This is a genomic window from Corynebacterium sp. NPDC104732 (genome assembly GCF_055583565.1).
In genome coordinates, this window is sequence record NZ_JBVJNS010000022.1 from 17,418 (window position 1) to 28,851 (window position 11,434).

Annotated in this window: 12 protein-coding genes; 7 read left to right on the forward strand and 5 right to left on the reverse strand. The window is 59.4% G+C overall.

Annotated features, from left to right (window positions below; translation table 11 throughout):
• Window positions 1–21 precede the first annotated feature (21 nt).
• Window positions 22–1,458 (forward strand): replicative DNA helicase, encoded by a 1,437-nt coding sequence (gene dnaB, locus ACZ6ZO_RS11710; RefSeq protein ID WP_465292794.1) that lies wholly within the window; start codon window positions 22–24, stop codon window positions 1,456–1,458.
• A gap of 1 nt (window position 1,459) precedes the next feature.
• Window positions 1,460–2,275, forward strand: coding sequence for a fumarylacetoacetate hydrolase family protein (locus tag ACZ6ZO_RS11715; RefSeq protein ID WP_465292796.1), 816 nt, complete (start codon window positions 1,460–1,462; stop codon window positions 2,273–2,275).
• Between the two features lie 13 nt (window positions 2,276–2,288).
• On the opposite strand, the gene ACZ6ZO_RS11720 is transcribed toward ACZ6ZO_RS11715, so the two are convergent.
• The 3 genes from ACZ6ZO_RS11720 to ACZ6ZO_RS11730 all read right to left on the reverse strand — a co-directional run bounded on the left by ACZ6ZO_RS11720 (window position 2,289) and on the right by ACZ6ZO_RS11730 (window position 5,931).
• Complete coding sequence (locus ACZ6ZO_RS11720) at window positions 2,289–3,437, reverse strand: MFS transporter (RefSeq protein WP_465292798.1); 1,149 nt, start codon at window positions 3,435–3,437, stop codon at window positions 2,289–2,291.
• Between the two features lie 62 nt (window positions 3,438–3,499).
• Window positions 3,500–5,638, reverse strand: a complete 2,139-nt coding sequence (locus ACZ6ZO_RS11725) for a heavy metal translocating P-type ATPase (protein ID WP_465292800.1) — start codon at window positions 5,636–5,638, stop codon at window positions 3,500–3,502.
• Window positions 5,639–5,727: 89 nt separating this feature from the next.
• Window positions 5,728–5,931, reverse strand: a complete 204-nt coding sequence (locus ACZ6ZO_RS11730; RefSeq protein WP_232843204.1) for a heavy-metal-associated domain-containing protein — start codon at window positions 5,929–5,931, stop codon at window positions 5,728–5,730.
• Window positions 5,932–6,060: 129 nt separating this feature from the next.
• Here ACZ6ZO_RS11730 and trxA point away from each other — a divergent pair, with 129 nt between their 5' ends.
• Both trxA and ACZ6ZO_RS11740 read left to right on the forward strand, forming a co-directional pair.
• Complete coding sequence (gene trxA, locus ACZ6ZO_RS11735) at window positions 6,061–6,471, forward strand: thioredoxin (RefSeq protein ID WP_465292813.1); 411 nt, start codon at window positions 6,061–6,063, stop codon at window positions 6,469–6,471.
• 221 nt (window positions 6,472–6,692) lie between these two features.
• Window positions 6,693–7,493, forward strand: coding sequence for a PspA/IM30 family protein (locus ACZ6ZO_RS11740; protein WP_465292803.1), 801 nt, complete (start codon window positions 6,693–6,695; stop codon window positions 7,491–7,493).
• Window positions 7,494–7,526: 33 nt separating this feature from the next.
• Here the strand turns inward: ACZ6ZO_RS11740 and ACZ6ZO_RS11745 are convergent, their stop codons facing one another.
• Window positions 7,527–8,717, reverse strand: a complete 1,191-nt coding sequence (locus tag ACZ6ZO_RS11745; RefSeq protein ID WP_465292805.1) for an NYN domain-containing protein — start codon at window positions 8,715–8,717, stop codon at window positions 7,527–7,529.
• A gap of 206 nt (window positions 8,718–8,923) precedes the next feature.
• Between ACZ6ZO_RS11745 and ACZ6ZO_RS11750 the strand changes: the two genes are divergently transcribed.
• From ACZ6ZO_RS11750 to ACZ6ZO_RS11760, 3 genes are read left to right on the forward strand one after another with little or no spacing between them, the layout of a single operon-like run.
• Window positions 8,924–9,301 carry a GntR family transcriptional regulator gene (locus ACZ6ZO_RS11750; RefSeq protein WP_208768492.1) on the forward strand — a complete coding sequence of 126 codons (378 nt, stop codon included), beginning with the start codon at window positions 8,924–8,926 and terminating at the stop codon, window positions 9,299–9,301.
• Between the two features lie 2 nt (window positions 9,302–9,303).
• Complete coding sequence (locus tag ACZ6ZO_RS11755) at window positions 9,304–10,146, forward strand: ATP-binding cassette domain-containing protein (RefSeq protein ID WP_465292807.1); 843 nt, start codon at window positions 9,304–9,306, stop codon at window positions 10,144–10,146.
• A complete protein-coding gene (locus tag ACZ6ZO_RS11760) occupies window positions 10,143–11,174 on the forward strand; it encodes a hypothetical protein (protein ID WP_465292809.1) in 1,032 nt (343 codons plus the stop codon). Before ACZ6ZO_RS11755 ends, ACZ6ZO_RS11760 begins: the two co-directional genes overlap by 4 nt.
• A gap of 30 nt (window positions 11,175–11,204) precedes the next feature.
• Here the strand turns inward: ACZ6ZO_RS11760 and ACZ6ZO_RS11765 are convergent.
• The coding region (locus ACZ6ZO_RS11765) for a hypothetical protein (protein ID WP_465292811.1) at window positions 11,205–11,434 on the reverse strand (230 nt) is incomplete at its 5' end.

Here is an 11,434-nt window from a genome sequence, read left to right on the forward strand (position 1 = left end):
AACCGGATAGGGGAGAGGCAATTGACCACACCACACTTTGACGATTCGTCCGTTCCACTCCCCCCGGAACCAACCGAGGACAACACCTACCGGCGCAACAGAAAATATGACCGCGACATCCCGGAAGGTCGTGAGTTCGGTCGGCAGCCACCGCACGATTCCGACTCCGAAAAGGGCGTGCTGGGCGCAATGCTGATGTCCGTCACCGCCATCGAAGACGTCGTGGAAGTCCTCTCCCCGGAGGACTTCTATCACCCACGCCACCAGATCATTTACAGCGCGATCCTGGAGCTCTTCACCGAAGGTGCCGAAGTTGACGCGCTCATGGTGCGTGGCCGACTGGATCGAAGCAATGACCTCGAGCGCGTGGGCGGCGCCCCCTACCTCTATGACCTGGTCTCCAGCGTTCCGACGGCAGCGAATGCGCGGTTCTACGCCGAAATCGTGGCTGAGAAAGCGATCCTGCGCCGCCTTGTCGACGCCGGGACGCGCGTCGTCCAGCTGGGCTACGAGGGAACCGAAGGTGCAGAGATCGACGCGGTGCTTGACCTGGCCCAACAGGAAGTGTTCGCCATCGCGCAACGCCAGGCCACCGAAGACTACCAAGTGCTCGCTGACATCCTGGATTCCACTATGGAAGAGCTCAGTCAGATTGCCGAAAATGGTGGCCTGGCCAAGGGTGTGCCCACGGGCTTCGTGGACCTGGATAACCTCACCAATGGCCTGCACGGTGGCCAAATGATCATCATCGCGGCCCGTCCCGGCGTGGGTAAGTCGACCCTTGCACTGGACTTTATGCGCTCCTGTTCTATCAAGCACGGCAAAACCTCCGTGATCTTCTCGCTGGAAATGTCCAAGTCCGAGATCTTGATGCGTATGCTGTCGGCGGAGACGGACATCAAGCTCACCGACATGCGCTCGGGCAGGATGACGGACGAGCAGTGGGCGAAGCTCGCGAACCGGGTCGGCCAGATCGAGGACGCCCCCATCTTCATCGACGACTCCGCCAACCTCACCATGATGGAAATCCGCTCCAAGGCCCGAAAACTCAAGCAGAAGCACGACCTACAGATGATCGTGGTGGACTACCTCCAGCTGTTGAGCTCCGGCAAGCGCGTCGAATCCCGCCAGCAGGAAGTGTCCGAATTCTCCCGCTCCCTGAAGCTGCTCGCCAAGGAACTCGACGTCCCATTGATCGCGATTTCCCAGCTGAACCGTGGTCCCGAATCCCGCACGGACAAGCGCCCGCAGATCGCTGACCTGCGTGAATCGGGCTCGCTGGAGCAGGACGCCGACATGGTCATGCTGCTGTATCGCCCGGATTCTCAGGATAAAGACGACGAACGCGCCGGCGAGGCCGATATTATCTTGGCTAAGCACCGTGGCGGCCCGATCGATACGATCCCGGTCGCCCACCAGCTGCACTACTCCCGTTTCGTCGATCTCGCTAGGGGTTAACATGCGCATCGCCACGCTCCGGACCGCCGACGGCACCCGTGCCGCCCGCATGGAGTCCGACACCACCGCCACGCTTTACGACGGCCTTCCCGACGTCACCGCCCTGCTCACGCAACCCGGCTGGGAACACATCGAACCCACCGGTCCCGTGGTGAACGTGTCCCGGGAGGATTTCGCCCCCGTCATACCGCGCCCAGGCAAAATCATTTGCGTCGGCTTGAATTACGCTAAGCACATTCGAGAAATGGGGCATGACTTCCCCGAGGTGCCCACGCTGTTCATCAAGTTCCCAGAGGCGCTCATCGGCGCGTATGACAGCTCGCAGGTGCCGGCTTTTGCCAACACGGCCGCGGACTTTGAGGGTGAACTAGCAGTCATCATCGGATCACCCGCTCGAAACGTCGCGGCAGCGGACGCTGCGGACTACATCGCGGGCTACTCCATCATCAACGACTTCACCATGCGGGACTTCCAAAATCAGACCAAACAGTGGCACCAAGGAAAGTCCTTCGAGCACACCGCGGGCTTTGGCCCGTGGCTGGATACCATCTTTGAGCCGGGTGGGCAGCTGACCACCACCGTCTCCGGAGACGTCATGCAGCAGGACTCCACCGGAGACCTCATCTTCAGCCCAGCGCAGCTCATCGAGTTCATCTCCCGGATCTATACCCTGCAACCGGGCGACGTCATTGCCACCGGTACCCCAGAGGGCGTCGGCCATGCCCGGGACCCCCAGCGCTACCTGCGCGACGGGGACGTGGTGCGAGTGGAGATCGAGGGGTTGGGAGAGATCGAGAACCCTGTCGATTTTTGCTGATTATTGAGGCGCCCTATCGTGGCTCGTACTTCTTGATCACGTGCGTGACGGGCCATACCGAGGCGGCGATGACGACCATGCCGATGATAAAGACGGTGTCGTATCCGTAGGCGGGACCGACGAATGACACCACGAAAGGAACACAGAACCCGAGGTACGTCATCGAATAGAAGATGCCGATGAGGGAGCCCAGCTCCGATGGTGGCGCCATCATCTGCGCCTCGCGCAGCCCGGACACCATCATGATGCCGTAGGCGGACCCGAGTGCGAGGGCCGCTGGCCAGATCCAGTGTGGCTGGTTTGTGCGGGCGATGATGTAGCTGAAGATCATCCCAAGGAAAGCGAAAGCTAGGCCGACGACGGCGGGCGGCACGAAACCACTACCCAGCCGGGGCACGAGTGGCTGAACGGCCACACCCACCAGCATGGTGATTCCCGCGACAACCCCAGCGAACACGAACTTGTGCTCAAAGTGCGAGCTGGTGAGGGACACGAGGATTGCGAACGCGGTGGACGCGCAGCCGAACACCCACGGCGCCCACGCCGCGACGCTCCACAAGAACCGGGAACTTAGCGCCGTCTTGGGGAAGAATCGGCCCTGAACCGTGCCGGAGACCGGGACCTCCGGAAGACGCCACACCACCAGGGCAAGGAGCACGGTGGCGACGGCATGGAAGAGCCAAGGCAGGATCAGCGGATTGGGGCCAAATTCGGCGAGGACACCAGCGACGATGGGGCCACCGCCGAAACCTGCGGTGGAGGCGATGGTGGCGCGCCGGGCACTGACGGCAACGGGGGCGTCGGATACCTCGCGGAGCCAGGCTGCCCCGGAGGCCATGACAAAGCCGACGGCGACGCCGCAGATCCACCTGCCGAGCGTGAGTGCCCAGACCTGACCGAGGCCACCGTAGAGGATGATCAGCGACGACACCGCGGAGATGACCAGCGCGGGGCGCATGAGGGCGCGTCGTCCGACCCTGTCCGATAGGCGACCGCCGATGAGGAGCGCGGGAATGAGCCCGAAAATGTAGGCGGCGAGCAGGAATGTGACCGTTGCTTCGCTGAGCCCAGCCTCGTAACGATAGGTCAACAGCATCGGGGCGAAGCTGTTTGCGCCGAAGGCAATGATGAACATGCCCAGGGCGACTCGAAACCACTGCATGTGACCTCCCTAACTAATGTCTGTGAGACACATTACTTAATTAGCAGAGATGGGGAGGTGGTTTACCTGAAAATGCTCCGGAATTTTCTCAGGCGCAGCGAGTTACTCACCACGAACACTGAGCTGAGCGCCATCGCTGCGCCGGCGAACATGGGGTTGAGCAAGCCGATGGCGGCCACCGGGATGAGCAGCACGTTGTAGGCAAAGGCCCAAAACAGGTTGCCGTGGATGATTCGCAATGTTGACCGCGACAGCCGTATCGCATCGACTGCTGAGCGAGGGTCGTCATTCATGATCGTGATGTCGCTAGCTTCGATCGCGACGTCAGTGCCGGCGCCCATTGCCAGGCCTAGGTCGGCTTGCGCTAGGGCTGCGGCGTCGTTAATGCCGTCGCCCACCATAGCCACGCGTCGGCCCTGCTGTTGCAGCTGGGCAACGTGCGCCACCTTCTCGGCAGGCAAAACATCGGCGACGACGTGGTCGATGCCAAGCTGCTTCGCGACGTCCCGTGCCGCGCCCTCGTTGTCGCCGGTGAGTAACCATGGTTGGATTCCCAACTCCTTCACCTGAGCGATCGCCTCGCGAGCTGCGGGTTTCGGAGTATCGGTGACCACGATAATGCCGTAGCAGGTGTCGTTGACGTACACCGCGACGGGAGTAGCGCCCTGCGCGCGAGCCGCCTCGACGTGCTCCCCGCCGGATTCGGGGCGCCCCACTCTGACCCGCTGGCCTGCCACCACAGCAGAGACACCCTGGCCTGGCTCGGATTGGAAATCCTTAGCTTCAGGAAAGTTTGAGGCTGCCGCCACAATCGCAAGCGCAATGGGGTGCTGGGAGCCATGTTCCACAGCCGCAGCGAGCGCAAGCGTTTTCTTCGGGCCGTGTACCTGAGTTACCTGCATGTGACCGGTGGTGAGGGTGCCGGTCTTGTCAAAGACGATCGCGTCAACGCGGCGCGTCGCCTCAAGTACCTCGGGTCCCTTAATTAGCAGCCCCAGCTGCGCGCCGCGTCCTGTTCCCACAAGCAGCGCGGTCGGGGTGGCCAGGCCCAACGCACACGGGCAGGCGATAATGAGCACCGCGACTGCGGCGCCGAAGGAATCAGTGGTGGTGGATCCGAGCAGCAGATGGAAGGCCAGCGTGACCAGGGACGCGATGATGACCACCGGCACAAACACCTGTGACACCTTATCCACGGTCCGCTGGATCGGCGCCTTCTTGGCCTGGGCATCGCTGACCAACCGGCCCATTGCCGCCAGGGTAGTATCAGGGCCGACGCGGGTGGCTTCCACCACCACGTGCCCGGAAAGGTTCATGGTTGCGCCGGTTACCTGGCTGCCGGGAGCAATCTCCACCGGTACCGACTCGCCTGTGAGCATCGACTCGTCCACCGCCGAGGAGCCAGAGACCACAACGCCATCGGTAGCGATTTTCTCCCCGGGGCGCACGGAAAACTGCTGGCCAGGACGTAGCTGGGCGATGGGGATGCGACGCTCTGCGCCGTCGATAAGCACGGCGACGTCCTTCGCGCCAAGGTCCAGCAGCGCCTTGAGTGCGGCGGAGCTGCGCCCCTTCGCCCGCTCCTCAAACCACCGGCCGAGCAGGAGAAATACGATCACCATCGACGCGGTCTCGAGGTAAATCCCGTGCGAGGAATGCGCCGTGACACTCATGTGCATGGTCATGCCAGGACGGCCGGCGTCACCAAACACCAGGGCTATCAGTGACCAGGCGAATGCCGCGGTGGTGCCCAGCGAAATGAGCGTATCCATGGTGAACGCGCCGTGGCGCAGATTGATCACAGCCGCACGGTGAAACGGCCACCCGCTCCACAGGTACACCGGCGTGGCAAGCGCCAACACCACCCACTGCCAGTAGGGAAACTGCCAGGCAGGAAGCATTGACAGCACCATGACGGGTACGGCAAACACACACGCAAGCGCTAACCGACGCGATAAGTCACCCGCCGGTTCCGGCTCATCATCCTGCACCTCGGACGCCCCATAGCCGGTCTTTTCGATCACGGCGATGAGCTGTGGCACGTCCACCTTGGTGGGGTCGAACGATACCGAGGCGGTCTCCGTGGCGAAATTGACAGTAGCCTCAACACCATCGACTTTGTTCAGCTTCCGCTCGACGCGCGACGAACACGACGTGCATGTCATTCCGGTCACGCCTAAGTCAACATGCTGCACGGTCATGGGGCCTCCTTGATCGAGATGGCAGCCATCATACCCCTAGGGGGTATATGGGTGGGAGAGAAAAAGGGCCCCACAGGGCCCTGCGGCAACTAGCGCTCAACCACCTTGTAGCCAGCCTCAATGACGGCTTCAATGATGGCGTCGTCAGAAAAATCCTCACCATGAACGGCCATGAGACCACTCGCAAGATCGATGTCCACGCCCTGGGTGCCAGGAACCTCGTTCACCTCGGCCTCAACAGCCTTCACGCAGTGCTCGCAGGTCATGCCCTCGATCTGGTAATTCTTAGTCACTGAAAATCAAGCCCTTTCGAACTGGCAGGATAATACGCATATTCTTCTACGAATTATTATCTACCAGTCAATCCCAAAAGTAGTAAACGTGTGGCTGGTCACAACAAGGTCCGCGGGAATAAGTGACAGATAGGTAAGGTTGTACGAGTTAGTAAAAACTCGAAACATCAAGGAGAAACCATGGCAACCGTAAACATCACCGAAGCTGACTTTGAAAAAACCATCATGGACGGCGGGATCGTCCTCGTCGATTTCTGGGCATCCTGGTGCGGTCCATGCCGTCAGTTCGCCCCGGTATTTGAAAAGGTCTCCGATAACCACACCGACGCCGTTTTCGCCAAGGTAGACACCGACGCCAACCAGCAGCTCTCCGCCGCGCTGCAGATTCAGTCCATCCCAACCCTGATGGCATTCCGCGACGGCATCATGGTATTTCGCCAGGCTGGCGTCCTCCCAGCCCCAGCCCTCGAAGACCTCATCACCCAGATCAAGGGACTAGATATGGATGACGTGCGCCGCCAGGTAGCAGAGCGGGAGTAGGCTCCGCGTGAGATTTAGCGTACGGATGGGATTTTCAGGGCCTGGATCGTCCCATCCGTACTCTCGATTTTTCTTCCACCGCGTAACTTCAACACTGCTCTAAACGATGTCTGCCGAAGGTAACAGAATGTTGATAGATATTCATTTGCGCTGAATTCGTGTTGGATTCGCCCTACACTGAGGGGAAACCGATTTGAAATTAGTGAAGGAAGTTGACTCTTATGGCGAATCCATTCAGCAAGGGTTGGAAGTATCTGACTGCGTCGCTTGACGCGAAGATTGATGAAAATGCTGACCCGAAGGTACAGGTCCAGCAGGCGGTTGACGCCGCGAAGGAGCAGCACCGGAAGGTTACTGAGCAGGCTGCTGCGATGATTGGTAACCAGCGTCAACTAGAGATGCGCCTGGATCGGCTGGTGAAGGAGCAGGCCAGCCTGCAGGATAAGGCCCGCCAGGCAATTATGGCGGCTGACAAGGCTAGTGCGGATGGGGATGACGCGAAAGCGGCCGAGTTTACGAACACTGCCGAGATCTTCGCATCTCAGCTGGTGGCTGTGGAGCAGCAGCTGGAGCAGACGAAGGCGATGCATTCCCAGGGCGCGGCCGCCGCTGAGCAGGCGAAGAAGCAGCAGAAGGAATCTGAGATGCGCCTAAAGGAGCAGATGTCTCAGATTGATGAGCTCACTGCGCAAGCCGATCAGGCTGTGATGCAGGAGAAGGTGGCTAAGTCTATGGACACCATCAATCAGTTCGGCAAGGACGATGACTCCGTTCCGACTCTCGATGAGGTGCGTGAGAAGATCGAGCGTCGTTATGCCAATGCGTTGGGTGCTCAGGAGCTGACCGAGTCCACGATCGGTGACCGCATGGCAGAGATCCAGTCCGAGGGGGTGGATCTGAAGGCGAACGCGCGCCTGGAGGAGATCCGGGCGGCGATGAACGCCGAAAACAAGGAGCTCACTGCGGGTGAGACTCCGGCCGATGCTTCCGGCGAGGATGCGGAGCCCGCAGAAGAGCAGTAACGAAAAATGCTCCCCTTGGGGAGCTTTTTTCGGTTAGGAATCGCGCCGGTTCAAGTTGATGAGCACGCCGCGGATTCCGGAGTGGAAACCGTCGCGCAGATTGACGCGCTGTGTCTCAGTCAGCGTGTATTCGTGCAGCGTCTCGCAGGCGAACTGCAGCAGCGGCCGGTCGATCTCGGGTGGGAGTCCGCCACCGGAGAACAGGTGCGCGGAGTCGCGCTGCTCTGGGGAGGCGGCGTTGTCGTACCACCAGGACGCGTACTGTTGTCCCACGTCAAACGGGGTTTGGAACCCTGCCGACGCCCACACCTCATTGGGGAGTGGCACGTAGCGGGAGCGCAGCTTCCGGCGGGGCGCCATCATGGACGGGCTAGGAGCTGGGCGGGTCGTCGTCTCCTCCTCGTCATCAGACTCGGGTTCGGCCTGGGCTTTCGCGGCCTGCTGGGCGAGGAGCGCCGGCGAGGGGGCGACGGGCTCGGCGGGCTTGGCGTCGGCAAGCTGGTTGCGTTCGCCTTCGGTGAGGCAGTCTGCCTCTGTTTCGCCGGGCTTTTCGACGGCCGGTTCCCCCGGCCGCGCTGGGAAATGAGGTTCGACGTCGTCGAAGCTCGTCGTGCCATCCTCGTCGATCGGTTCCGCATCGCCGATCGGTTTGGTGCGCACCACCGGAGGAAGAGGACCTTCGAGAACCTGCAGCTGCATGCACTCGGAGAAGTCTTCCCGAGGATCCAAAATAGTGGTGGAATCGCAGGCGTGGCGCAGCGCCGAGGACATGGAATCCCAACCGAAGCCGTACAGATGCACGCGCACGCCGGCGTTCACGGCTTCCTGGACGCCGGGAATCATGTCGGCATCGCCAGAAACCAGCACGATGTCAGAGCAAGTTCCGCGCACCCCAGCGAGCACGAGATCGGCAACGAGTCGCGTATCCACTGCCTTTTGCGTGCGACGCTCGCCCCACTCGATCAGCTGCCCAGCGCGCAGTTGCACGCCATCGCACGTGCGTAGTGCCCGCTGATAGCGGTGCGGGCCGGTGTCGGGGATGCCGTCGTACCAGAACTGGCGGTGAATTGGCTGTTTAATTTGGTTTTCGATCATGTTGCCGAGGACGGCAACTACTTCCGGAAGGTCAATTTCTAATTGGGCTCGTGCCCCGGTTTCCCAAGAGTTGTAAAAGCTTGCAAGCAGGTAAGACGTGTCCACATAGACAAGTGTTCGTTCAAGCATGGCTCCTAATTTCCGTTCATTTGTTGTAACTAAGTTGTGTATAACCAGCATGCCTTATAACGGGTGCCTACGTCGAAAAATTCCCGCAAGTTGACGGTGTCCTGCGGGTTTAGAGGCAAAAATTTTTTTTTGGTACCCATTGTCACCGTCGCGGTGCGGTGTTATGGTTAGTTACACAAGTAACCAACCAAGTAACTAGGGGCAGCATGGACGAGTCAACTGTGCCACTGTTCCGGCAGATAGCTGACCTTATTGAAGATTCGATCGTTGAGGGATCACTTAGGGTCGGGCAGCAAGCGCCGTCAACGAATGAGCTTGCAGCCTTCCACCGGATCAATCCGGCTACCGCCCGGAAAGGTCTGGCCCTACTCGTAGACAGTGGGGTTTTGGAAAAACGAAGGGGAATCGGCATGTTCGTCACCGCCGAAGCGCCTGAGTTGATTGTGAATCGGCGTCGTGAAGCCTTCGCTGCGACCTACCTTGCCCCCCTCATCGACGAAGCTGTCAAACTCGGGGTCACCCGCAGCCACCTGCACGAACTCATCGACCAAGTAGCCGAAAGCCGTGGCCTATACAAGGAGTAAGCATGATTACCGCACGTAACCTCACCGCGAAATACAAAGAGCCAGTGCTACAAGATCTATCTCTTGAGCTGGCGCCGAACATGATTCACGGACTCATCGGCCCCAACGGCTCCGGAAAGACCACCTTGATGCGTGTACTAGCTGGCCAACTGCCCCACGATGGCGAGCTAGCAGTTTTCGGCGCGGATCCCTTCGACAACGAGCGGGCGATGGATGGCATCGTCTTCTCCGGCGCGGACATGGCCTTCCCGATGAACTGGAAAGCGAAAAAGATCTTCGGCCTCGGGGCCAAGCGCTGGCGCAGCTACGATCTCGACCGGGCATACGAGCTGCTCCAACGCTTCGACGTCCCCGCCGACAAAGCCTACGGAAAGCTCTCGCTCGGCCAAAAATCCGCCGTCGCTGTGGCATTTGCGCTCGCGGCCTGCTGCCCCTTCACGCTTCTCGACGAACCCTACCTCGGTATCGACGCGCAGCGGCGCGAATTGCTCTACCGCATCCTGCTGGAAGAACAAGAAAAACACCCGCGCACGATCCTGCTCTCCACTCACCACATCAACGAAAGTGCGCGCGTCCTTGATGCGGTGCACCTCATCCGAGAGGGACATGTGCATCTGTCCTCGGATGTAGGAACGCTTACCAGTGAAATTTTCTCGGTCGCAGGACCTGCTGAAGTTCTCGGCCACTGGGATCAGTGGGTGCTTGTGAAAGAAACCGTCGGGGGAGTAACCAAACTTATCGTCGATGCGCGTGGCGGGACCGAGCTGCCGAACGGCGCTCACGTGCGCACCAGCCCAGTAGATTTGGAAACTGCAGTACTGGCCCTCCAGGAGGCGCAACGATGAAATGGACCTCAATAGTGCAGCTCTACATCGATCCGAAAGTGCTGCTGTGGTACCTATTCTTCATCTGTTATCTGCCACTGTTGAACATCGTCAACGGCGCATTCATTGAAGTGGCAGTATTCCTCGGTTCCGCATTGATCGTCGGGTTCATGAGCGTAGACCCCGGAAGGGCAAGGTTGTACGGGCTCTCGCAGACCCGGATCCGCCGAAATCGCCTCACCCACGCCGGAGTTGTGGCTCTCATTATCACTCTCGGACTGCTCCCAGGCTGGCTCATCAGCGGCAACAATAGCTTCTGGGGTGCAGTCGCAGGCAGTGTCGTAGGGATCGGAGTGCAGCTGCGTCGCGCACCGGAAAAATCATTCGAACCGCGACAGCCATGGACGTTCTACACAGACACTGTGCGGGGCATTCGTTACGACATCATCTATCGGCCGATGATTTTTTGGCTCATTATCCCGGCGGCCATCATCGCTATGTACCTGATAACAGGAATAGGGAAAGTTGATGCCGTAAGCGAGATTATTCCCACGAGTATGGGATACGGCGCCGCAGTAATCACGGGATGCGCAGTGATGTTGAAAAACCAAACCTCAGTATCAAAGCTCTATGGGCGAGCACCAACGAACATCTACCGAGATGTTGCGATCAGCACCGGAGGTTTGGTCACCGCAATGTTCCTGGCAAACGTGATCGTAGGGCTGGTTCGGAGCGCGTCCTATGAATGGTGGCATTTCCTGCCCTTGTTTGCGCTCAGTCTTTACTTGCACATGGCGATTCTGCTTGCCGCATACCGAAAATTTGGTGTGGCGACGCCGCTGTTGCTCTTCATCGCGCTATTTGGTCTATCCATAGTCTTTGGTCTCTATGGACAAGAACAACGCCCCACCATCGCCGTGACCGTCGTGGTAGCGCTCGCGTGGCTAATTGCTTTGGTGGGGTACCTGCCAAAAAGAGCGCGCAGTGGATACTTCGGATCCTCAGGCCTACGAGAGATGATGGGGCAAGGACAAAAGATAAACCTCTAAAAACCCTGTTTTACCTGCGGGTTTGTGTTGTTAGTTGGGTGTGTGTAACTTTATGTGAGTCAGCGCGACCGACAACGCCCCGCTTGAGTGTGTGTGGCGGTAGGAAAACGAGTCGCTGATGGACAAGCCTTCTTTCTTTCGCTGGTTTTGCTGGTGTGGGTTGGTTGTGCGTGTGTTGTTTGAGAACTCAATAGTGTGCCAAGTACTTTTATTTTTTGTTTTTTGGTTGTGTGTTGGTGCCGGCAGGCCAGGAGTGGTCT

Coding starts and splice junctions, on each gene's coding strand:
- ACZ6ZO_RS11725 (WP_465292800.1), bottom strand. CDS start 5,638: ATGACCGTGCAGCATGTTGACTTAGGCGTGACCGGAATGACATGCACG.
- ACZ6ZO_RS11745 (WP_465292805.1), bottom strand. CDS start 8,717: ATGCTTGAACGAACACTTGTCTATGTGGACACGTCTTACCTGCTTGCA.
- ACZ6ZO_RS11750 (WP_208768492.1), top strand. CDS start 8,924: ATGGACGAGTCAACTGTGCCACTGTTCCGGCAGATAGCTGACCTTATT.
- ACZ6ZO_RS11760 (WP_465292809.1), top strand. CDS start 10,143: ATGAAATGGACCTCAATAGTGCAGCTCTACATCGATCCGAAAGTGCTG.
- ACZ6ZO_RS11720 (WP_465292798.1), bottom strand. CDS start 3,437: ATGCAGTGGTTTCGAGTCGCCCTGGGCATGTTCATCATTGCCTTCGGC.
- ACZ6ZO_RS11740 (WP_465292803.1), top strand. CDS start 6,693: ATGGCGAATCCATTCAGCAAGGGTTGGAAGTATCTGACTGCGTCGCTT.
- ACZ6ZO_RS11755 (WP_465292807.1), top strand. CDS start 9,304: ATGATTACCGCACGTAACCTCACCGCGAAATACAAAGAGCCAGTGCTA.
- ACZ6ZO_RS11715 (WP_465292796.1), top strand. CDS start 1,460: ATGCGCATCGCCACGCTCCGGACCGCCGACGGCACCCGTGCCGCCCGC.